Here is a 22275-nt window from a genome sequence, read left to right as displayed (position 1 = left end):
TGCGGGTCGCGGGTCGTCGGATGATCCGGCGGGGCGGCGGGCGCCGATCTGGCGGATATGCCCGCCCCGCCCCCGGCCGTCGACGTTGCGCCGGAGGACGCCCCCGAGGTCCCGCCGGACGTCGCCCGGGCGCTGGAGGACGGCACGAATCGCGAACGGCTGGAGCTGATTCGCGGCCGCGACGCCCTGTCCGACGCCGCCCACGCGGAACTGCTGACGGCGGCCCGCGGTTGGCGGACGCTGTTGCGGCTCGTCTGGCGTCACCCCGACGCCGCGGTGCGGGTGGACGGGCTGCGGCTCGTCGCGGACGCCGGTCTGCTGGCCGAGGGGCCGGCGGTGCTGAACGCCCTGTCCGACGAACGCCCGGAGGTCCGCGACGCCGCGGAGACGGCGGCGGTCGCCCTGGCGGAGGCGGCGGACGCCGCGGTGCGGGCCGGCGCCGGCGACGAAGCGGGCCGGCGGGCCTTCGTCGCCGCGCTGGCAGCGCACCTCGTGACCGACGGGCCGCGGTCGGACGCGGCGGCGGGCTGGCTGGCGATCGCGGCGTCCGCGGGGGACGAGGAACTCGCCGCCGTCTCCGCCGATCCGGCCGCCGGACCGAAGCTGACCGCGGCGCTGGAGACGAACGCCCATCCGGGCGTGATTCGCACGCTGCTCGGCCTGGTGAGCCTGCGGCGCCCGCCGCGGGCCGCGCTGCGGGCGGCGGGGCGAACGGACCCCGGCTTCCTCATCCCCCTGCTGAAAACCGTCGCCCGGGCCGGTGCCGGCGCCCTGCCGGGGCTCCCCCCGCTGGCTTGGCTCGGCGAGCCGGAGGGCGTGCTGAACGCGGTTCCCCCCTGCCTGCAAACGGCGATCGAGGAGTTGGCCGACCGCGTCTGCGAAGGGGGCCGGAGCCGGCGGGCGGTGCGGCTGTGGTTGATCGCCCACGGCGCCGCGGCGGCCCGGCGGGCGGCGGAGCCGGTGCTCCGCGAACTCCCGGCGGACGCCCGCTGGGACACGCTGAACGCGGCCCTAGCCTCGTCGGACGTGGACGTGGTAGCCTGGGCGACGGAACTGCTGGTCATTCATCGCGTGCCGGGCTGGCCGCGGCGGTTGCTGGCGCTGTCGTCCCATGAAAGCGGCGCCGTGCGGGCCGCCGCCGCCGCCGCCCTCCGCGACGCCGCCGGCGAAACCGGCGCCCGCCCCGGCGCCCCGCGGTTCGCCGCATCCCGCCTCGCCCGCTCCGGGGCGAACCGGGCCGGGGCCGCTACATCAACTCGGCCAGGGCGGGCAGCGCGTCGCTGACGCGGTGCACCTTCCCCTCGGCGTCCACGCAGGCCAGCACCGTATGCCCGGTAGCGATGAGCTTTTCGCCCCGTCGCAGTTCGTATTCGTGTTCCAGCTTCGCCGGGGTGACGCGGGAGACGGTGGTGACGAGCGTCAGCAGATCGTCGTAGCGGGCCGGGCTGCGGTACTTCACGTTCGCTTCGACCACGACCAGAAACCGCCCGGCCTTCTCCACGTCCGCGTAGCTGCCGCCGTCCTCGCGGAGGGCTTCGGTGCGGCCGATTTCGAAGTAGATCAGGTAGCCGGCGTGATGAAGCACGCCCATCGCATCCGTCTCGGCGTAGCGAACGCGGATCTCGGTGGTGTGGGAGCGGTTCATAGACGGGATGCGGGGACGGGTCGCTGATCGCCGGGCAAACCGTTGCGCTCGCTCGGGGTTGATGAGTCGCTTGCGGCTTCGCGGGGGTCGAGGGTTCTCCGGCGCCGCGAAACCGCAAGCGTTCGAAGGACCCGCATCTCTCAGCCGAACTCTCGGGAGATGCGATGGCCGGAGCCCCTACGAGACCTGCGTGGCCTGGGCGTAGGTGCGGCCGTCGCCGGAGTTGGGGGCGAGCGCCAACTGGTACAGCTTGCGGCCCTGCGGGGTCGGGTAGCGGCGGTCGATGCAGGCCTGGCAGAGGCTCGTCCGGGCCATCTGCACCGCCTCGGCGATGCTGGCGACCGGCAGATACCGCAGCGAATCGGCCCCCAGTTCGTCCGCCATCGCCCGTTCGACCTCCGCGTCCAACTCCCGCGGCGGTTCGCCGGGGCGCTCGAGGTACCGCGGGGCGAACAGCTCCTGCACGGTGCTCATGTCGATCCCGTAAAAGCAGGGGGCGACGATCGGCGGACAGGCGACCCGCACATGGACCTCGGCGGCCCGGCCGCGCTCGCGGAGCTGGTCGATCAGCGCCCGCATCGTGGTGCTGCGGACGATCGTGTCCTCGACGAGCAACACCTTTTTCCCCGCGAGCACTTCCGGCAGCGGGGTGTATTTCAGGCGGGCCTTGTCCGCCCGGTTGCCGCCCTCGATGAAGGTCCGGCCGACGTAACGGTTCCGCAGCAGCCCTTCCAAACAGGGCACGCCGAGGCCGTAGGCCATCGCGTCCGCGGCGGCCTTGGCGGTGTCGGGGACCGGGACGACGATCGTGTCCTCGTCCATCAGCAACTCTTCCTGCCGGGCCAGCGCCTCGCCCAGGTGCTTGCGGACGGAGTAGACGTCGCGGTCGTCCATCTTGCTGGCGACGTTCGCGAAGTAGATCCACTCGAAGAAGCAGTGGGCCGTCTGGCGGTCCTCCTCGGCGGGGGGGGCGGCGAACTGTTCGACTTCGACCCGCCCGTTGCGCACGCTGACCACCGTGCCGGGTTCGACGTCGCGGATGCTTTCGTGCCGGAACCCGAGGTTCGCCAGGGCGACCGACTCGCTGGCGACTGCGAACATGCGGCCTTCCCGGGCCCAGCAGAGCGGCCGGATGCCCAGCGGATCGCGGGCGGCGAACATCTCGCCGCGGGCGTTCAGGAACACGACGTTGTACGCCCCGTCCAGGTGCCGCCCGACGCGGGACATCAGCTCCGCGGGGGAGCAGTGGGGGTCCGCGGAGAGTTCTTTGGAGAAGAGGTGGAGCAGGATCTCGGTATCGGTCTCCCGGGAGAGGTGCCGATCGCCGGCGGCGAGAATTTCGTCGCGGAGCTCCGTGTAGTTCGCCAACTGCCCGTTGAAGCCGAACGCGAACCACTTGCGCAGTTCGAGGTGGCGGCGCTCGAACGGCTGGGCGTAGTTCGGGTCCTCCGGGCCGCAGGTGGCGTACCGCACGTGGCCGATCGCCGCGGCGCCGCCGTGCTGGTTCATCAAGGCCTGGTACTTCGGCTCCCGGTTCAGCCGAAAGACCTCGGTGACGCTGCCGACGCCCCGCAGCGTGGAGAGTACCTCCGGCCGCTTCGGGTCGAAGGAAGTCATCCCCGCGGCGAGTTGCCCGCGGTTCTGGATATCCAACAGCACGCGGGGGATCAGCCGGCTGGTCTGATCCGGCCGGGGGACCTTATTGACGCGGGGCGCCAGCGGGCTGGGGCCCGGGTCTCCGGAGCGATGCCAGTCCGCGGGACCGTCGCCCGGTTCCGACTCCGGGGGAAGGTGATAGACGGCGGCGACGCCGCACTCGTGATGCAGTTCCGCCATGGGGAAGGGATCCGCCCGAGGCGGGTCGTGGAGAGGGAGCGCGGGACCGGGCGGGCCGGACGCTATTCTACCGCGGACGGCCTCCCCGGTCATCCGCCGGCCGCCGCTCCCGCGACGACCGTTCGCATCGCCCGCCTCCCTTCCCCTCGAACCCCGCGTTCCGTCATCGTCCAACCGTTCGCTTCCCCCGCCGATCGCACCCCGCCGTCCACGGCGGAACCGCACGCCCGGCTCGCCCAGGAGTTCGTCGCCGACGACTTCGAACGGGTGAAACGGACGTTGGTGGTGAAAGTCGGCACCAATGTGCTCAGCGGCCCCGACGGCCGCCCGAACCGCGACCGCATCGCCTCGCTGTCCGCCCAGATCGCCCGCGCCCGCACGCCGGAGCGCGGGGTGGTGCTGGTCAGCAGCGGGGCGGTCGGCGCCGGGCTGGACCTGTTGGGGCTGGACCGCCGCCCCACGGACCTCGCCCACCTGCAGGCCGCCGCCGCCGCCGGACAGGCGCGGCTGATCCGCTGGTACGACGAGTCGCTCCGCAGCCACGGCCTGCGGGCCGCGCAGATTTTGCTGGGGGCGGACGACTTCCGCGATCGCACCCGCTACCTGAACGCCCGCAACACGCTGGCGACCCTGCGGGAATTCGCCGCGGTCCCGATCGTCAACGAGAACGACACCGTCTCCACCGCGGAGATTTCGCTCGGCGACAACGACCGCCTCGCCGTGATGACCGCCGGCCTGGTGCCGGCCCCGCTGTTGGTGATCCTGACGAGCGCCCCGGGCCTGTGCGACGGCGACCCGGAGCAGGGCGGGAAGGTCATCTCCCTGATCGAACGCTGGGACGACGGGCTGTTCCGCCTGGCCCGCAGCACCGGCACGCGGCTGGGCACTGGGGGGATGGCCTCAAAGCTCGAAGCCGTCCGGGACGCGGCGGCGGCGGGGGTGGACACGATCCTCGCCGACGGCCGCGACGACGACGTGCTCGATCGCATCGTCGACGGCCAGCCGGTCGGCACGCTGATCCGCGGCGAGCCGGACGCCCCCACCGCCTGGAAGCGGTGGATCGGCTTCACCCTGCTGCCCGCCGGCGAGATCACCGTCGATTTCGGCGCCGTCCGCGCCCTGAACGAACGTGGCCGCAGCCTGCTGCCGATCGGCGTGAGCGCCGTCGCCGGCGACTTCCCCCGCGGCGGCCCGGTGCGGGTGCTCACGCCGGGCGGCAAGGAGTTCGCCCGGGGCTTGTCGAACTATTCCTCGAACGAACTCCGCCGGGTCGCCGGCCGCCGCACCGACGCCATTGCCGAACTGCTCGGCGGGGTACCGGACGTGACGGTCATCCACCGCGACAACCTGACCCTCACCCGCCCCGCCGCGGGGTGAGCGGCCGCCCGCCAGCGTCCGACGGCGCCGGCGTGTGGCGAAACGGCAACGGCGGGAACGCGGCGGCGGGGTCGCGCCGCCCCGCGGCCCGCCGCGGCGTGACGCAGGGTTTCGGCGACCCGCGTTCTCCCCCCGCCGCCCGGCCCGATGTCGACCCTCCTCAACTCACTGTGGGACAGCGTCCGCTGGTACGCGGCCTGGTACGCGAACTGGGTCTACGAACTGTGGATCAACATCACGCCGGTCGGGTATATCATCCTCTGCCTGACGGTCATCGGCATCGGCTGGCTGGCCCTCAAGAGCGGCGTGAAAGCCTACGGGGGGTAGGGCGAGCGGCGGGCCGAAGTTCCGTCCCCGCTCTCTCCCCTCGCCCCCTTTTGGGGGAGAGGGGTCGGGGGTGAGGGGGCCGCGGCGCCCGCTCGCCGTTCAGGGTCCGTTCCCTCTCCCGCCTCCGGGTCTCCGCTGCGAAGAGCGAAGGCGGGTGAGAAGAGCGATGGCGGGTTAACCGTGCTGCCCCCTCACCCTCGGCCCCTCTCCCTTAAGGGAGAGGGGAGAAATCGGTCTTCCACGCGTTTCGGTTCAGCTCCGCCGGGTCGTCTCGCGCCGCTCCCACACCGTCGGGTCGACCAGATGCTCCGGCCGGCGGCCGGCGAGGGCGTCGGCGACCTGGCGGGCGGGGCGGGCGCGAATCTCGACGAGGCTCTCCCGGCTGAGAAACGCGGTGTGCGGCGTGACGATCGCCCGCGGATGCCGGACCAGCGGGTGCCAATCTTCGGGGCGTTCCCCCGGCGGTTCCGACTCGAACACGTCCAGCCCCACCGCCGCCAGCCGGCCGCTCTCCAATGCGGCGAGGACGGCATCGGCGTCGATCAGCCCGCCGCGGGCCACGTTCAGCAGCACGGCCCCCGGCTTCATCCGGGCGAGGAAGGCGGCGTCGACCATTCGGGCGGTCTCCGCCGACAGCGGGGCGTGCAGCGAAACCACGTCGCTGCGTTCCAGCAACTCCGCCCGCGCGACCATCTCGCAGCCGGTGCCGCGGTCATCCCCCGTGCGGTTCTCGCCGAGGACCGTGAACCCGAACGGCAGCGCCCGCTCCCGCACCGCGGCGGCAGTGCGGCCGAAGCCGATTAGCCCCAACACATTGCCCCGCAACCGCCGCAGGTCGCCGACGTGCACCTCCTCCCACTCGCCCCGCCGGACCGCGGCGGCGTCCTCGACGACTCGCCGGCGGATCGCCAGCAGCAGGGCGAGCGTGTGGTCGGCGACCTCCTCCACGCAGTAATCCGGCAGCCGCGTCACCGGGATGCCCAGCCGGGCGGCGGCGGCGAGGTCGATGTGATCCACCCCCGTCCCCATCCGGGCGACCAGCCGCAGCGGGCCGTCCCTGTCGCCCCCCGCCTCCAGCACGGCGGCGGGGATCGGCGTCCAGTCGGTCAGTAGGGCGGAGCAACCGACGATCTCCCGCGCAAGCGTCGCCGGGTCGTTCGCCGAGGCCCGCACCAACTCCGCCCCGACCTTCTCCAGCTCGGCCCGTTCCAGGGAGAGATCGTCCCAGGGGACGTCGACGATGAGAACGCGATCGGGCATGGCGCGAGAGGGGACTGGAACCGCGACCGTCAGGGAGCCGGCTCTCCGCGGGACCGCGCCGCAGGGGCCGGCTCCCTGACGGTCGCGGTTCCAACGGCGGAGCGGGTCAACCGTTGAGGATGCCCGTGAGGAACGGCCGCAGCACGTCCTCGGGGAAGACGGCGAAGCTGAACTCGCGGCTGGTCAGCAGTTTGTCGGCGGCCAGCCGCTCCTCCAGATCCGCCAGTTCCGCCCGGGCGGCGGCGGCCCGGTCGGCGACGAACCGGCCCAGGGCGGCGTTCACCTCGTTCAATGCCTCCCGGCGGGCGGCGTTGGCGGCGGTGCGGGCTCGCCGCTCGGAGCGGGTCAGACCGTGGACGGCCGCGTCCCGCTGCTCCGCGATCAACGCCTCCTTGCGGTCGATCAGCCCCTCGGCGGCGGCCGGCGGGGTCGGCAGATGGCGGTCCGGGTTGAACCGCAGGTCGCGCAGCCGGCGTTCCAACGCGCCCACGCCCGCCGGGTCCGCCCCGAAGGATTGGGCGAACGGCAGGTGCACGGTGGCGGAGACCGCGGCGTAGGCGGGCGGTTCGATCCCGAAGAATCGGCGGACGATGCCGTCCGTGACCGCGTCGTAGGTCGCCCCGCCGATGCCGTGCAGGAACAGGTCGCCCAAGCACAACCGGGCGAACAGCGTCGTCGCCAGGGCCCGGGTCCGCAGCCGCACGCCGCGGGCGGGGAGCTTCTTCAACTCCTCAACGACGCAGCAGGCGTCCATGGTCTCGGAGAGCGGGAACTCCGCGAAGTCCTCCCCCTCCCCGGGCGCCCCGTCGGACAGCGCCATCCGATACCGGCCGACCTGTCGGACGAACACGCGGCGGCGGGTCGGATTCGTGTCGTCCCAAACCCAGAACGGCAGCTCGATCGCTTCGCCGGCGGCCTTGGAAGCGACCCGGGAGAGCGGCGGGACCGGGCGGTTCTCCGCCTTCACCCCGGCTTGGTCGCGGTAGTCGTCCAGGGCGGCGTTGTGATCCTCCCGCAGCCGGGCCGCGTGGGCGATCAGGTGGCCGGCAAACCAGAGGAAGGGCTCCGATTCGCAGACCTGCCCGATGGGGATCTCCAGGTTAGACAGCCCCCATTCCCCCTCCACGCCCCGCCGGAAGGCCGTCAGCCGGTGGGCCAGCCGGTCGCCGCAGCAGGCCTTCACCCAATGATCGGCGGCGAGCGGCCGCAGCCCGAACGGCTCCAGCTTCTCGGCGAGCCGCAGGCCGAAGGAGTCGAACAGAATCGGGTCGCGGACCGCCGCTTTGCTCCACGGGCGGGGGGAGCGGTCCGAATCGAACGGCACGGACTCTACCCCCGGCGAGCGCCGGGTGCCGGCCGGCACCCGCACCCGCGTGCCGGGCAGCAGGTCGGAGTCGATCACGAGGTTCAGCGCCGTGCCGCGGCTGCCCGGGGAGGACAGCTGCCGAGCGACGCGGCCCAGGGCGAAGTTCTTCGCCCACACGCCGGGGTGAAACAGCTCCGGCTGGTGCCCGCCGGCGATCAGCGGGGCGGCGGGGTCCGGGTCGTCGACCGTCACGCCCAGCGAGCGGGTGTAGGTCGCCGCCGCCGGCAGGATCGTCTGCCGCGTCCAGTCCCGCAGCGCCCCCAGCGGTCGGCCCTGCAGGTCCAGCCCGGCGGCGGCCGAGCCCTCCGCAACAGCGGCCGCGTTCGCCCCCGCCAGTCCTGGCAGGGCGTTCAGCCCCGGCACGGACAGGATCGCCCGATCCTCCCGCGGCACCCGCAGCGAGGGGGCGCCCGGCCCGAGGAAATCAGCGGCGGTGGCGGGGCCGGCGGCGGTCAGGGCGGATTTCACGGGCGAGGGGATCAGGGGTGGGCGTTAGCCGTCCTCTTCAAGAGGACGGCTCACGCGGCGAGGACGGCTAACCTGGCAGCACGAGGAACGACGCGGTGTCCGGCTCGCTCGGCAACTGCGAATGCCGGGCCAGTTCCGCCGAGAGCACGTCGCGGTAGTGGGCCAGCCGGGCCTCCGATTTGTCCAACGACCCGCCGAAGCTGCGTTCCTCCTCAAGATACACGCGCGGCACCGGGTATTCCGCGATCTTCAGCCCCGCGGCGGCGGCCTGCACCCAAAGTTGCAGCGGCATGGCGTAACCCGGGTCCGTGATCGCCAGCTTCTTCAACGCCTCGACCCGGTACGATTTGAACCCGCAGAAGGCGTCCGTGAGCGTCACGTCCCACGCCGCGCCCAACCGTTCGTTCAGGAAGCGGGTGACGAGCCGATTGATGGCCCGGCGGTCCTCCGGGGCGTCGCTGTCGCCGGCGAACTCCGCGGCGTACCGGCTGCCGGAGACCATGTCGACCGGCCCGGACACATGTTTTCCGTCACCGTCCAGCGCCGCGGCGAGGGCCGGGATCAGCGCCGGCTGGTGCTGGCCGTCGCAGTCGATCGTGACGAGCCGGTCGTAACCGAGCTCCACCGCGGCGTCGAAAGCGGCGACCAGGGCGGCCCCGTAGCCGCGGTTCTCCGGCTGGTGCAGGACGACCAGTTCGCAGCACCCTTCTTCCTCGGCCCACTCCTCCGCCAGTTCGTCCAGCAGCGGTCCGCTGCCGTCGGTAGAGCCGTCGTCCACCGCGAGAATCGCGTCGGCGTAGCGTAGCACCTCGCCCAGCACGGGGCGCAAGTGGGTGACCTCGTTGTAGACCGGCAGGGTGGTCAGCGTGCGGGGGGAGGACGAAACGGGAACGCTCGCGGACGGGAGGGCGCCGCCGCGGAGGGCGGGCGGGGCGGCAGGCGGCAGACGGATCGGAAGTGTAAAGCCTCCGTGAAGCCCGACCACGCCCCCGATCCGCCGCGGGGGGTGGGGAGAACCCCCCGACGCGTGCGGGGAGAAGGACAGTGATGAGCCCGGTTCCGCCGACGCGACCGGATGGTGCGGTTGTTCGTCCGGAGGGCGGCTTCCACAATGCAGGGCTACGGATTCGTCCCCTCACGTTCGAGAAATCTCATGGCCTATACGACCCCCGATCTCCCCTACGCGTTCAACGCGCTGGAGCCGAACATCGACGCCCAGACGATGGAGATCCATCACGACAAGCACCACGCCGGGTACGTCTCCAAGCTGAACGCCGCCGTGGAAGGCACCGGCTTGGACAGCCAGCCGGTCGAACAACTGATCGCCAACCTCTCCCAGGTTCCGGCCGACAAGCAGACCGCCGTCCGCAACAATGGGGGCGGGCACGCCAACCACAGCCTGTTCTGGACGATCATGAAGCCGGGCGGCGGCGGCGAGCCGAGCGGGGAACTGGCCTCCGCGATCGATTCCGCCTTCGGCAGCTTCGCCGCGTTCAAGGAGCAATTCGAGAGCGCCGCGGCGACGCGCTTCGGCTCCGGCTGGGCCTGGCTGTCCGTCGACGGCGGCAAGCTGAAGGTGGAGAGCACCCCCAACCAGGACAACCCCCTGATGGAAGGCCGCACGCCGATCTTCGGCCTGGACGTCTGGGAGCACGCCTACTACCTGAAGTACCAGAACAAGCGGCCGGACTACATTTCCAGCTTCTGGAACGTGGTGAACTGGGACGAGGTCTCCCGCCGCTACGCCGACGCCAAGGGCTGAGTCCTGCTTGTTGAGCCCCGGTCGCTGAACCTCCGATTTCTGAAGGTTTCGGTCCGTGACCGCCCGCGCCGTCGGCACGACCCGCACGGCCCCCCGCCCTTCCCGGTTCGGTGCCGCCGAGCCCGGACCGGCGTGCGCGGGTCGTGCGGGCCGATGCGTTGGGGGTGAGGTTTCCGCCACGATTCGCACCGCTCGCCCTGACCGTCGCCGCGGCCGCGACGACGCTGTGCGGCTGCGGTCTGCACCGGCACATCTCGCCGCGGCCGGATTACGATCTGCCGATGGGGTTCAGCGGGACCTACCGCTTCAACCTTGTGGTGGCCGGCGAGGTGCCCGCCGGGCCGACGGACCGCGAAGCCCTCTCCCGGATGGGCCGCGGCCCCGCCGCCGCCCCGGCCGGCCCCTTCGCGGTCCCGCTGACGATCGAACCCGGCGGCGCGCTGCCCCCGGGCCGCCGTGTGCAGCAGGGCGCCGGGCCCCCGCCGGGATTCCCCACCTCCGGCCCCCCCGGCCAGACGGCGCCGGGCGACGCGGCGCCCGATCAGACGGCGCCGGAGGGAGAGGTTACCGAACCGCTTCTCCCGTCCGAATCGGCGTCCCCGGACGCGAACGCCCCCCCGCCGGACGATCCGGCGGCGCTGGAGGGTCCGCTGGCGTAGCGCGATCGGCTATCATTACGAGTCGGCCAAGACGGCCGCTCGTCGCTCCGCGACACGCCCCCCCGCCCCCTCCCCCCGACAATCCGATGCCCCGGTGACTGTCGGTACGCTGCTGGTGACCGTCGGGCCGGACGCCGGGCGTCGGTTTACCCTGCCGACCGCGGACCATTCCGCCGTGGAGTCCGTGCCGATCGGCATCGGCCGCGGGACGGCGAACCCGGTGCGGCTGCGGGATACGGAGGTCTCCCGCCGGCACGCCGTCATTCGTTGCGGTGACGCCCGCTATGAACTGTCCGACATCGGCAGTTCCAACGGCACGCTCCTGAACGGGACGAAGCTGAAGGGCCCCGCCCGCCTCGCCGACGGCGACCGCGTGCAGGTCGGCCGAACGACGCTGCTGTTCTCGGAGCCTTCCTCCAACGATTCCCGGGCCGGAGTGAGCCTCGTCGGCTCCGCCGGGGACGACCCGGCCGGCGCGACGCTCTCCGTGCTGCCGCCCAGCCCCGGGCGGCGGGCCGCGACGCCGGTCGGCAACGCCGCGACCACCCTGCAGGTGCTCTACCGCGTCACCGAGGAGGCCGTCCGCCCGACGCTCAACACGGAGCAACTGCTCGGCCGCCTACTCGATCTGGCCTTGGAGGCCGTCGGGGCGGAACGCGGCTGCGTGCTGCTGACCGACTCCGAGGGCCACCTTCGCCCCGCCGCCCGCCGCGACCGGGATCACGCCCGCAGCGACGCCGTGGGCGGTCTGAACGGCGGTTCGCTCGGCGCCAGCGGACGGCCGATGCCGGTCAGCCGGTCGATCGCCGATCACGTCCTCAGCACCGGCCGGGCGCTGCGGACTGGCAACGCCGCCCACGACTCCCGGTTCGACCCGACCCAGAGCATCATGGCCGCCGGCGTGCGGGAGGCCCTCTGCGTGCCCCTGCGCGGCCGGGACGACGTGGAGGGGGTGATGTACCTCGACACCACCGTCGACGTCGGCTCCAGCATCCTCAACCCGCTGCCGGAACGGTTCACCGACGACCATCTCCACATGCTGCTGGCCGTCGGCCGGCAGGCGGCGCTGGCGGTGGAGGCGGTCCGCTATCAGTCGGCGCTGGTGCGGGCCGAACGGCTGGCGGCGGTCGGGCAGACGATCTCCGCCCTGTCCCACCACATCAAGAACATCCTGCAGGGCCTCGGCGGGGGCGGGCACCTGGTGAAGACGGGCCTGGACCGCCACGACGAGGACCTCGCCCGGCAGGGTTGGGAGATCGTGGAGCGGAACCAGCAGCGGATTCTGCACCTCGTCACGGACATGCTGACGTTCGGCAAGGATCGCCGGCCGGAGTTGGAGCGGGGCGACGTCGCCGCGACCGTCGCCGACGCCGTCGGTCTGGCCCGGGCCCGGGCGGCGGAGGTGGGGGTCTCGGTCGAACTGGACGCCGCCGCCGTGCCCCCGGCCTGGTTCGACGCCGACGCCATGCACCGGGCCGTGCTGAACGTCGCCCTGAACGCCGTGGACGCCGCCGCCGAGGGCCGCGACGCCCGCGGGGGCACCGGCGGCCTGGTGCGGATCGCCACCGCCCACTGGCCGGAATCGGACTTCGTGGGCGTGAACGTCGCCGACGACGGCCCCGGCGTGCCCCCCCACCGGGCGGAGGCGATCTTCGAACCGTTCGAGAGCGGCAAGGGCTCCAAGGGCACCGGGCTGGGTCTGGCCGTCAGCCGCAAGATCCTTCGGGAGCACGGCGGGGACATCACCGTGGAGAGCCGCGGCGTCGGCGAGGACGGCCACGGCGCCACCTTCCACCTCGCCTGGCCCCGCCACGACGACGACCGCGCCGTCGGCGAGACCCGCGCCGACTGACCGCCGCAACCGCGGTTCCGTCGCCTCCGCTCGCCGTCCGCGGCCCCTGCGCGCGGGGGCAAAGCGGCCGGTCCCGCGAGGCTCTTTTGCGGGGCGGTTCGGGAACGGGCGGAGCCGGGCTACCATTCCGCCCCGTCCGCCTCGCCCCACGCCCGCTCCCACCGCTCCCGCCCCGCATGCAGCCCAGCGGCACAACCGTCGAAAGCCAGCGGCTCTCCGCCGCCGTCGCCCGAGTTCCCGGCAGTAATTGGCAGCGGTGGGGTCCCTACCTGTCCGAACGACAGTGGGGCACCGTCCGCGAGGATTACTCCGCGGACAGCAGCGCCTGGAAGTACCTCCCCCACGACCACGCCCGCAGCCGGGCCTATCGCTGGGGGGAGGACGGTCTGCTGGGCTGGACCGACCGCGAATGCCGCCTCTGCTTCAGCGTGGCCCTCTGGAACGGGGAGGACGGCATCCTCAAGGAGCGCCTGTTCGGCCTCGACGGCCGCGAGGGCAACCACGGGGAGGACGTGAAGGAGTGTTATTACTACCTCGACGCCACCCCCACGGCGTCGTACTGCAAGGCGCTCTATAAGTACCCGCACGCCGCGTTCCCCTACCGGGAACTGCTGGAGGAGAACGGGCGCCGCGGCCGGGACGTGCCGGAATACGAGCTGACCGACACCTCCGCCTTCGACCGCGGCCACTGGGACGTGCTGTGCGAGTACGTCAAAGGCAGTCCGAACGACATCCTCATTCGGCTGACGATCACGAATCAGGGGCCGCTCAATACGCTGCACCTCATCCCGCAGCTCTGGTTCCGCAACACCTGGAGCTGGGGCCGTGACGGTCAGGAGGGCGCCTGGCCGCGGCCGGACATCCGCCTGGACCGCAACGCCGGCTGCCTGCGGACGGAGCACGCCAGCCTGGAGCCGTTTAATTTCTGGGCCGGCCCCGGGATGCGGGGCAATAAGCCCCGCTGGCTGTTCACGGACAACGAAACGAACCGGGCCGCCCTCTTTAACGCGGACAACCCGGACCCGTTTTGCAAAGACGCGTTCCACCGCCTGATCGTGCACGCGGAAAAAGGCGTCGTAAAGCGGGCCCGCTCCGGCACGAAGGCCGGCGCCCACTATAAACTCCGCGTGAAAAGCGGCGGCGAGGCCGTCGTCGAACTGCGGCTCTCCAACGAGCAGGAAAGCCCCGCGGAGCCCTTCGGACCGGCCTTCAACGAGTTGTTCGACCGCCGCCGCGCGGAGGCGGACGAGTTTTACGACGACAAGTACCCCACCGGCATGGAGGCCGGCGATCGCATGATCTGCCGGCAGGCGGACGCCGGCCTGATTTGGACGAAGCAGTTTTATTACTACGTCGTCAAAGACTGGCTGGAAGGCGACCCGGCCCAACCGGCGCCCGCGGAAAAGCGGAAGGTCGGGCGGAACAGCGAATGGACGCATCTGTTCAGCCGCGACATCCTCACGATGCCCGACGCCTGGGAATACCCCTGGTTCGCCGCCTGGGATACGGCGTTCCACTGCGTGGCGTTCGCGAAGCTCGACCCGTTCTTCGCCCGGGATCAACTGATCCTGTTCCTGCGGGAGTGGTACATGCACCCCAACGGGCAGATCCCCGCCTACGAATGGAACTTCAGCGACGTCAATCCGCCGGTCCACGCCTGGGCCGTTTGGCGGGTTTATCAGATGAGCGGCGAGCCCGGCAAACGCGACCGCGCGTTCCTCGCCCGGGCGTTCCAGAAGCTGCTGATGAACTTCACCTGGTGGGTGAACCGCAAGGACCCCACCGGCCGCAACGTGTTCGGCGGCGGGTTCCTGGGCCTCGATAATATCGGCGTATTCGACCGCTCCAAGAACCTGCCCGAGGGCGGGCACCTGGAGCAGGCCGACGGCACCGCCTGGATGGCGTTCTATTGCGCCTCGATGCTCTCGATCGCTTTTGAACTGGCCAGCGAAGACCCGGTCTACGCCGACGTCGCCAGCAAGTTCTTCGAGCACTACATCGCCATCGGCCACGCGATGAACACCGTCGGCGGCTCCGGCCTGTGGGACGAAGAGGACGGGTTTTATTACGACCGCCTCATCTGCGGGGAGCGGGTCTTCACGATGAAGCTCCGCAGTATGGTCGGTATTATTCCGCTCTTTACCGTCGACGTGCTGGAAGACGCGGTGATCGACCGCCTGCCGAACTTCCGCAAGCGGATGCGGTGGTTCCTGAAGAACCGTAAGGAGATGCTCGAGGGCCTCGCCTATATGGAGCAGGACGCCGCCGAGGGCGAGCACGGCCTGCGACTGCTCAGCGTGCCCACCCGGGAGAAGCTGGAGCGCATCCTCGCCTATGTCCTCGACGAAAAGGAGTTCCTCAGCCCCTACGGGGTCCGGAGCATGTCGAAGATCTACGACAAGGAGCCGTACGTCTTCAAACTCGACGGCTCCACCCACGAGGTCCGCTATACGCCCGCCGAGAGCCGGACGTCGATGTTCGGCGGCAACAGCAATTGGCGGGGGCCGGTCTGGTTCCCGCTGAACTTCCTGCTGATCGAGGCCCTCCAGCGCTTCCACCGCTATTACGGGGACGAGTTCCAGATCGAATGCCCCACCGGCAGCGGCACGATGATGACGCTCGCCGAAGTCGCCCAGGAACTTGAACGCCGGCTCATCTCCCTCTTCCAACCGGACGAGAACGGCCGCCGCCCCTGTCACGGCGAGGACGTCCGCTACGCGGAGGACCCGGCTTGGCAGGATCTGATCCTGTTTTACGAGTACTTCGACGGCGACAACGGCCGCGGTTGCGGGACCAGTCATCAAACCGGCTGGACCGCCCTCGCCGGCTTCATGCTGGAGCACGTCGGCGGCCGCGACCAGACCGACGATCTCGGCTCCGGGATGGAAAACTAAGTCGCTCAGTCGATCGCCCGATGCTCGCCCGCCTCGCTCTGCTGTTCGTCCTGGTTCCCGCCGCGGAGCTGGCGCTGCTCTATTGGCTGGCGGGCTATATCGGCTTCTGGCCGGAAATCGCGTTGATCGTGCTCACTGGGCTGACCGGGGCGGCACTGGCGAAATATCAGGGGGCGGCGACGCTCCGCCGCTTCCGGGCGGACGCCGCCGCCGGGCGGATGCCCGCCGACGCGGCGATCGACGGCGTGCTCATCCTCGTCGCCGGAGCCTTCCTGCTCACCCCGGGGCTGATGACGGACGTCGCCGGCTTCAGCCTGCTGATCCCGGGGCTGCGTCGGCAGATCAAACGGGGCGCCGCGGCCTATTTCAAGGGGCGTGTGACGATGTCCGTGGCCTCGTTCGTCCCGCCGCAGCGGCGGCCGGACGTGGTCGTCGTCGAACCGAACCGCCTCGACGAAACGCAGCCGCGACCGGGGGAGTCGTCCCCCGATCGCGGCTGAACTGAGTTTCAAGCGAATCGCTGAAGACACCAACCCGAAGCGTCAGCGAGGGCTGCGGCTCGCAGTCGAGGGGCGGAACGCTCTCGCTGACGCTTCGGGTTGGTCGAGAGTCCGCTCCGCGGATCAATACAGCGAATAGACCTTCGGGTCGTCCACGACGATCGGGGTGCCCCATTCGACGCCGTTGTTCTTGCTGAGGGAGTTGAAGAACAGGGTGACGAACTGCTCGGCCTGGAAGCCGTAGGGCAGGGCGCTGCCGACGTGGTCGGCGACGGTCAGTTCGTCCACGCCCTCGGAGAGGTAGTAGTGGACGCGGCCGTCCGGGGTGTAGCTCATGCCGACGGTCCACCAGCCCGGCTTATTGATGACCGGCCCGCGATAATCGTTGCCCTGATTGTTGCCGCGGATAATCCAGGCGGCGCAGGGCCCGCTTTTTTCGTCCATGCCGCGGGGCATGAACTGGATGAACATGCCGGGCCAGTAGGGCTCGGTGGTCTGGACGCTGCGGGTGAAGATGAACTTCCCCTTCTGCTCCGTGGTGGTGGTCCGGCAGGCGCCGCGGATGCCGAAGTGGCTGCCCTTATAGGAGCTCCAGTCTTCCCACGCCGGCATCCAGACGCGGACGGTGAAGTTGGGGGAGCGGCTGACCGGAATCTGCCCGACCTTCTGGGAGCAGTTCAGGATCAGGTCGTCCTGCATCGGCTCGTAGCTGGTGCGGCCGGGGATGCCGCTGTTGAGCGTGCAGATCAACAGGCTCCCCTTGCTGCCCGCCAGGCCGCCCGGGGGGGTGGGGATGCGGAGGATATGGTCCGGCATGCCCCGCTTCATGGATTCCGACCAAAAGCCGTTCGAGCTGCCGCCCGCGGGCAGGCGGCGCTGGTTGTCGTCCTCGTTGGACGACTTGGGGCCGTTGGGAATCCAGGTCCAGTCCTCGGCCTCGAAATCGTCGAGGGCCCGGGTCAGCAGCGTGCCGCTGCCCGGCACCACGCCCTGCGCACGCGCTGCGGGCAGGGAGGAGGAGACGGCGCAGATCGCCGCGGCGGCGATCAGGAAACGGCGAGCGGGGCGCAACACGGCGGCGATCCGGTGGAACAAACGGTGGTCGTTCTCCCCTACATCGGTCAGCGACCCTGCAATCCTCACCCTTGGCGCGCGGGCGGAACCCGGGCGTTCGACCGCCGGGCGGCGTTCAGTCGAAGAGATCCGCCTGTGCCTTCACCTCGTCCCCCGGCAGCGGCGCGTCCAACAGGCCGGCGATCCGCCGCAGCGTCGCGGGGGCGTGCCCGGCGAAATCGTTGTTGCTGAGGACCCACGCCTCCGCCGGTCCGTCCGGGCCGAACCGGCCGGAGGCGATCGCCCGCCGCAGCCGGTCCCGCCACCACGTCAGCCGCGGGGTGGGGTCGAACAGTTCGTGGTCGTCCGACTCGAACCGTCCGTGCTTGCCGAGCAGCCGGACGTACAGGAAATCCGCCGTCGGCACGATCCCCGCCGCCGCGGGCAGGTCCTCCAGGTCCGCGGCGACCAACGCCGCCCCGTGCGCCCGCAGAGCGCGGTAGGTGGGCGGGGCGAGCCAGGAGGCGTCGCGGAACTCAACGGCGAACCGCCCCCCGTCGCCGAATCGCTTCGGCAACCCGGCGAGCAACCGCTCCAGCGCCGGCAACTCGTTCACGCCGTGGTGCGGACCGAACTGGAGCAGCACCACGCCCAGCTTCGGCCCCAGTTCGACGACCGTCTCCAGAAAGGCCGCCAGCGGGTCCGCGGCGTTGCTCAGGGCGACGTCGTGCGTGACCGCCCGCGGGGCCTTCAGGCTGAACCGGAAGTCGTCCGGCACCTTCGCCGCCCAGTCCCGCACCCGCTGGGGGGTCGGCGCCGCGTGGAAGGTCGTGTTCAGTTCGATCGCGTCGAACCGCGTGGCGTAGTGCGACAGCCACTTGGATTGCGGCAGTCCCGGCGGGAAGAACGGCCCCCGCCAGCCGCGGTTGTAGTAGCCCGTCGCTCCCAGTCGCCACCGCATCGTGCCGAATCCCCTGTACGTCAGTTCCCCACGCCCCGGCCGCCGCGATACTGGGGCGTGGACGGACCCATCCTACCGCCGTTTCGGACCGCCTTCGGGGTGGACTTCAGCGGGGCGAAGCGGGCCGGCCGGACCGCGTGGGTGGCGGAGGTCGCGGCGGCCCCGGACGGCGGCCATCTCCCGCGGCTGGTTGGCCTCGCCCCCTTGGGTCGGCTCGCCGGCGACGACGCCCGCGGCCCGGCGCTGGCATGGCTGGTCGAACGGATCCGCCGCTCCGAGAACGCCCTGTGGGCGGTCGACGCCCCGTTCGGCCTGCCGATCGAGTTGTACGACGGCGGGTGGGACGAACAGCTGGAGGTCGTGCGGGCCTGGGGCGGCGACGCCTACGCCTTCGGCCTGCACTGCGTGGAGCGGGCGCGGACTCGCTGCGGGACGATGCACCCCCGCCGCCGCACCGACCTCGAGGCGAAGACCCCCTTCGACTGCACCCACTACCGCATCATCTACCAGACGTTCCACGCGATGCGGGACGTCGTCGCCCCGCTGCGGGCGGACGCCGGAGTCTGCGTGCTGCCGTTCGACTGGCCGTCGCTCCCGACGGCGCGGCGGGTCGTGGTGGAGAGTTGCCCCGCCAGCGTGTTGAAGCGGCACGGCCTCCCCCACCGGAACTACAAGCAACCCGCGGGCGGCCGGCTGGAGCGGTTCCGACTGCGCAACCGGCAGCAAATTGCCCGCTGGCTGGAGGACCGCTGCGAAATCAGCCGCCACCGCCGCCGCGTCATGCTGACCGACCCGGGCGGCGACGCCCTGGACGCCGTGCTGTGCGCCGTCGGCGGCCTCGCCGCGGTCCGGGCGGCCGATTTGGCGTCGGTCCGCGACGACGTGCGTTACGGCCGCGAAGGGTACATTTTCGGCTGACGCCCCGCTCCCCCCGAAAGCCGCACCGATGGACGAAATTCGCTTCTGGCAGATGATCGACGTCGCTTGGGACGCCTCTCCGGCGAACGCGGCGTTTCGCACGGAATTGGAAGCGGCGATCGGCGACGAGGCGAAGCGGGACGCCTTCGTGCAGCGTTACTTCGACGAGCACAATCTCGGCGCCATCCCGGAAGAGGACGTCTTCGTCGAGGCCCTCCAAGACGATTTGGCCAGCCTTTCCCGGGAGGAGCTGATCGCGTTCGACCGCATCCTCGAACAGAAGCTCTACGACATCGACCGCGAGGAGGTGCACGAGGCGACCGACGGCTCCGACGACGGCTTCCTGTACTGCCGCGGTTTCATCGTCGCCTGCGGACAGGCCTTCTACGAGGCGGTCGACCGCGTGCCGGAGAACGCCCTGTGCGAATTCTTCTGCGAGGAAATGTGCTACCTCCCGCAGGCCGTGTTCGAAGAGCGCTTCGATGAGGAGTTCCCGGCGTCCGACGTCAGCCGCGAATCGTGCAGCAACACCGGAGCTTGGCCCAGCCTGGACCAGTAGCGACGAGCAGGGCCGCAGGTCGCGGGGCGGCCGGGACGCGTCCTCAGCCGTTCTCGGCGAACCAGGCGACGGTCTCGGCGATGCCGTCCGCCATCGTCACGCGCGGTTCCCAGTCGAGTTCCGCCGTCGCCTTCGCCGGCGAGACGATGCTGCTGCGCAGGTCGCCGTCGCGGGGCGGCCCGTGCACGGGGGTCGGCAGATTCGCCCCCGGCCGCGTCGCCTTCACCCCGGCGATCACGGCGTCGGCCAGTTGGTTCACGTCCGTGCCCACGGCGGTGCCGACGTTAAAGGCGCTGAAGCCCCGCGGCGCCTCGCCGAGCAGCGCCGCGACGTTCACCGCGGCCACGTCGGCGACATGGACGTAGTCGCGGACGTATTTCCCGTCGCCGTTAATCGTGATCGGCTGCCCGGACAGCAGGTTCCTGGCGAAGATGGCGACCACGCCGGCCTCGCCGTGCGGGTTCTGGCGGGGGCCGTAGACGTTGCCGTACCGCAGGGCGACGGTCGTGAGGCCGTATTGCAGGGCGTAGAACCGCAGATAATCCTCGCCCACCTTCTTGGTGATGCCGTAGGGAGCGATCGGCAGCAGGGCGTGCTCCTCGCCGGCCGGCTCCGTCACGTCGCCGTACAACGCCCCGCCGCTGCTGGCGAAGGTGATTCGGTCGACGCCGGCCCCGCGGGCCGCCTCGCAGACGTTGAGCAGGCCGATCACGTTCGTCTCCGCGTCGAACACCGGCTCCCGCACGCTGCGGGAGACGCTCATCTGGGCCGCCTGATGGCAGACGCGGTCCGGCGACTCCTCCGCGAACACCTTACGGACCGCGGCGGCGTCGCGGATGTCGGCGACGTACAGCGGCACGTCCTCCGGCAGATTATCCCGCGATCCGCTGCTCAGATCGTCCAAGACGATGGGCGAATGGCCTGCTTCCAACAGGCCGTCCACGATGTGCGACCCGATAAACCCGGCTCCGCCGGTAACGAGAATCTTCATAAACGGTCGACGGGGTGCGCAGTAAAACGTGGGGCGAGCGGACCTTAGACTGAGCGGAACCCCGGTGTCGAGCGGGTCAGGTCAGCAGCCGGTTGGCGATCGAAACGCCGGACAACATCGCCCCCACGATCCCGAGATAACCCTGGTCCGTCCCGATGACGTGCAGCCCCTCCAACCCGGTCCGCCCGTCGCGCAGCTTCGTCGCGGAGCCGTACACCGCCCCGTTCGGATGCCCGGTGAAGCGGGTGATGGTGTTCGGGGTGAAGACGTCCGTATCCAGCACGTGCGACGCCTGAGCGCCGGTCAGGTCCGGCAGCACGCCGAAGTCCCGCCCGGCGTCCAGCGCCGCGGCGTGCCAGCGGGCCTTTTCGGCTTGATACGCGTCCGGCTCCAGCCCCGCCCAATACTGCGGGTTCGCCAACACGGTCAGCCGCAGGCAGCCTTCCTCGTGGGGGGCGTCGTATTGATAGTTATCCGGCGAACAGGCGATGCCGCTGGTCAGATCGCAGGGTTCCTCGGAATTAGCGTAGCGAAAGCGATCGCCGGCCCGGGGGTCGCGGGTGGAATAAAAGGTGACGGTGTCGTCGTAGCCCAGTTCGGCCGCGGGGCGGTCGAGGACGCTGATGCTTTCCACAAACGAGAGCGGCCCCGGATCGCGCGGCAGTTCGGCGGCGTCGCCGGCCAAGTCCGCCGTTTGCGGCAGGCCGGCGGAGGAGAGGACGTGGGGGGCGTCGATCTCCGTCCCGTCGTCCAACGTCACGCCCAAAATGGTTCCGTTGGAAGAACGGATCGCTTTCACCCCGTGCCGTAGCCACAGATCCCCGCCGAGGGCCTTATAGCGGCGGACGAGCGTCTTGAGGATCGGCTTCACCCCGTCGAACGGCCGGCCGAAGCCTTCCCGATACAGCGCCCGCCAGAGGATCGCGAACTGCCGCCAGTCGCAGTCGTGCGGGGTCGGGCTGCCGTAGAACAGGACCGGGGCGAACAGCAGGTCTTCCAGCAGCGGATCGGTGATGAACTCCCGCACCCGCTCCCGGCTGGGCTGAAAGCCAGGGGACTCGTCGAAGGTGTCCGCGTCCATCGAGGCGGCGTCGAGCCGGTTGAAGCCGTCGATCTGGCCCGGGAACTGTTCCGCGACGTCGCCTTGCAGCCCGGCGAAGTCGTTCGTAAACCGCAGGCTGGCCCCCGGCATCGTCACCCGGCTGCCGCACTGCGGGGCGAGGTCGAACTCGTCCCAAGAGATGCGGAGCTGCCGCAGGAGTTTCGCCAGCGGCCCCAGCGGTTTGAGCGTCGGCGGCCGAAAGTTCGTGACCGCATGCAGCCCCACGTCGTGCCGACGCCCGCGGAGCTGATAAAAGCTGTTCAGCCCGCCGATGGTCGTGTGACGCTCGAGGATCGCCACCCGCTTTTCGTAATGCGCCAGCCGAATGCCGGCGGCGAGGCCTGAGAGGCCGGCGCCGATGATGAGGACGTCGTAGGATTCGGCGGGGCTAGCCACGTGCGTGAAGCACCGCTGCGAGGAACGTCATGACCAAGGTGGCGACGAGTCCGGTGATGAAACCGTCCCCGATTCGACCGGACTCGAAATAGATCGTCAAACCCAAGATCAGAGCGGCGACGGCGTGTAGACCAACCGCGGCGGGCGGAAACAACCACCCGAACATGCAGGCAACGGTCGCGGGAAGACCGACGGCGGCGCCGAGCCAAAGCAGGTAGCAGGCTCCGCCGACGTTCTTCGCGCGGGGAAATCGTTGCAATCCGTAGTCGATTGCGACGGTTCCGAGCGCCGCGGCGGCCAAAGGAGCGAGAGGCGCCAAGACGACGGCAGCGATCAGACGCAACGCCAT

The 22275-nt window shown here is 70.7% G+C and carries 20 protein-coding genes and 2 pseudogenes; 12 read left to right on the top strand and 10 right to left on the bottom strand.

The annotated features are described in order from the left end of the window. The first annotated feature begins 57 nt into the window (after positions 1-57). A complete protein-coding gene (locus CA12_RS11145; protein ID WP_145359022.1) occupies positions 58-1284 on the top strand; it encodes a hypothetical protein in 1227 nt (408 codons plus the stop codon). Here the strand turns inward: CA12_RS11145 and CA12_RS11140 are convergent. Both CA12_RS11140 and CA12_RS11135 read right to left on the bottom strand, forming a co-directional pair. Beyond that, a complete protein-coding gene (locus tag CA12_RS11140; protein WP_145359021.1) occupies positions 1247-1645 on the bottom strand; it encodes an acyl-CoA thioesterase in 399 nt (132 codons plus the stop codon). The genes CA12_RS11145 and CA12_RS11140 overlap by 38 nt on opposite strands. A gap of 177 nt (positions 1646-1822) precedes the next feature. Then, on the bottom strand, positions 1823-3481 hold the full coding sequence (locus CA12_RS11135) for an amidophosphoribosyltransferase (RefSeq protein WP_145359020.1): 1659 nt from the start codon (positions 3479-3481) through the stop codon (positions 1823-1825). 267 nt (positions 3482-3748) lie between these two features. Here CA12_RS11135 and proB point away from each other — a divergent pair, with 267 nt between their 5' ends. Both proB and CA12_RS11125 read left to right on the top strand, forming a co-directional pair. Continuing rightward, positions 3749-4858 (top strand): glutamate 5-kinase, encoded by a 1110-nt coding sequence (gene proB / locus CA12_RS11130; protein ID WP_242687848.1) that lies wholly within the window; start codon positions 3749-3751, stop codon positions 4856-4858. 147 nt (positions 4859-5005) lie between these two features. Further along, complete coding sequence (locus CA12_RS11125; RefSeq protein ID WP_145359018.1) at positions 5006-5185, top strand: hypothetical protein; 180 nt, start codon at positions 5006-5008, stop codon at positions 5183-5185. 252 nt (positions 5186-5437) lie between these two features. On the opposite strand, the gene CA12_RS11120 is transcribed toward CA12_RS11125, so the two are convergent. The 3 genes from CA12_RS11120 to CA12_RS11110 form a co-directional block, all read right to left on the bottom strand. Continuing rightward, positions 5438-6445, bottom strand: a complete 1008-nt coding sequence (locus tag CA12_RS11120; RefSeq protein WP_145359017.1) for a C-terminal binding protein — start codon at positions 6443-6445, stop codon at positions 5438-5440. Positions 6446-6551: 106 nt separating this feature from the next. After that, positions 6552-8279: a hypothetical protein gene (locus CA12_RS11115; protein ID WP_145359016.1), complete on the bottom strand. Its 1728-nt coding sequence runs from the start codon at positions 8277-8279 to the stop codon at positions 6552-6554. 67 nt (positions 8280-8346) lie between these two features. Then, entirely contained in the window at positions 8347-9264 is a 918-nt protein-coding gene (locus CA12_RS11110) for a glycosyltransferase family 2 protein (protein ID WP_242687847.1), read from the bottom strand. 168 nt (positions 9265-9432) lie between these two features. Between CA12_RS11110 and CA12_RS11105 the strand changes: the two genes are divergently transcribed. The 7 genes and pseudogenes from CA12_RS11105 to CA12_RS11090 all read left to right on the top strand — a co-directional run bounded on the left by CA12_RS11105 (position 9433) and on the right by CA12_RS11090 (position 15946). After that, on the top strand, positions 9433-10041 hold the full coding sequence (locus CA12_RS11105; RefSeq protein WP_145359015.1) for a superoxide dismutase: 609 nt from the start codon (positions 9433-9435) through the stop codon (positions 10039-10041). Positions 10042-10205: 164 nt separating this feature from the next. Beyond that, a complete protein-coding gene (locus CA12_RS22050) occupies positions 10206-10700 on the top strand; it encodes a hypothetical protein (RefSeq protein WP_165700696.1) in 495 nt (164 codons plus the stop codon). A gap of 94 nt (positions 10701-10794) precedes the next feature. Further along, positions 10795-11049: pseudogene (locus CA12_RS23245) on the top strand (FHA domain-containing protein); the annotation flags it as partial. 24 nt (positions 11050-11073) lie between these two features. Beyond that, positions 11074-11718 (top strand): annotated as a pseudogene (locus CA12_RS23240) (GAF domain-containing protein); the annotation flags it as partial. An 18-nt stretch (positions 11719-11736) separates the two neighbouring features. Then, the gene (locus CA12_RS23235) at positions 11737-12552 is read left to right on the top strand and encodes a sensor histidine kinase (RefSeq protein ID WP_390614139.1); all 816 of its coding nucleotides are present in this window, start codon (positions 11737-11739) and stop codon (positions 12550-12552) included. A 176-nt stretch (positions 12553-12728) separates the two neighbouring features. Next, positions 12729-15446 (top strand): MGH1-like glycoside hydrolase domain-containing protein, encoded by a 2718-nt coding sequence (locus CA12_RS11095; protein ID WP_145359013.1) that lies wholly within the window; start codon positions 12729-12731, stop codon positions 15444-15446. Between the two features lie 20 nt (positions 15447-15466). Next, positions 15467-15946: an FxsA family protein gene (locus CA12_RS11090; RefSeq protein WP_145359012.1), complete on the top strand. Its 480-nt coding sequence runs from the start codon at positions 15467-15469 to the stop codon at positions 15944-15946. Positions 15947-16069: 123 nt separating this feature from the next. Here CA12_RS11090 and CA12_RS11085 read toward each other — a convergent pair whose 3' ends face one another. Together CA12_RS11085 and CA12_RS11080 are read right to left on the bottom strand one after the other, a co-directional pair. Further along, positions 16070-17020, bottom strand: a complete 951-nt coding sequence (locus CA12_RS11085) for a hypothetical protein (protein WP_145359011.1) — start codon at positions 17018-17020, stop codon at positions 16070-16072. A gap of 115 nt (positions 17021-17135) precedes the next feature. After that, complete coding sequence (locus CA12_RS11080; RefSeq protein WP_145359010.1) at positions 17136-17960, bottom strand: DUF72 domain-containing protein; 825 nt, start codon at positions 17958-17960, stop codon at positions 17136-17138. 57 nt (positions 17961-18017) lie between these two features. Here CA12_RS11080 and CA12_RS11075 point away from each other — a divergent pair, with 57 nt between their 5' ends. Both CA12_RS11075 and CA12_RS11070 read left to right on the top strand, forming a co-directional pair. Further along, entirely contained in the window at positions 18018-18878 is an 861-nt protein-coding gene (locus CA12_RS11075; protein ID WP_145359009.1) for a DUF429 domain-containing protein, read from the top strand. 28 nt (positions 18879-18906) lie between these two features. Beyond that, the gene (locus tag CA12_RS11070) at positions 18907-19437 is read left to right on the top strand and encodes a DUF4240 domain-containing protein (RefSeq protein WP_145359008.1); all 531 of its coding nucleotides are present in this window, start codon (positions 18907-18909) and stop codon (positions 19435-19437) included. A 43-nt stretch (positions 19438-19480) separates the two neighbouring features. On the opposite strand, the gene CA12_RS11065 is transcribed toward CA12_RS11070, so the two are convergent. The 3 genes from CA12_RS11065 to CA12_RS11055 all read right to left on the bottom strand — a co-directional run bounded on the left by CA12_RS11065 (position 19481) and on the right by CA12_RS11055 (position 22275). Continuing rightward, positions 19481-20428 (bottom strand): NAD-dependent epimerase/dehydratase family protein, encoded by a 948-nt coding sequence (locus CA12_RS11065; protein ID WP_145359007.1) that lies wholly within the window; start codon positions 20426-20428, stop codon positions 19481-19483. A gap of 76 nt (positions 20429-20504) precedes the next feature. Next, a complete protein-coding gene (locus tag CA12_RS11060) occupies positions 20505-21926 on the bottom strand; it encodes a phytoene desaturase family protein (protein ID WP_145359006.1) in 1422 nt (473 codons plus the stop codon). After that, entirely contained in the window at positions 21919-22275 is a 357-nt protein-coding gene (locus CA12_RS11055) for a hypothetical protein (protein WP_145359005.1), read from the bottom strand. Before CA12_RS11055 ends, CA12_RS11060 begins: the two co-directional genes overlap by 8 nt.

This window comes from Alienimonas californiensis, from assembly GCF_007743815.1.
GTDB lineage: Bacteria > Planctomycetota > Planctomycetia > Planctomycetales > Planctomycetaceae > Alienimonas > Alienimonas californiensis.
This window is presented reverse-complemented; position numbering and strand designations above follow the sequence as displayed.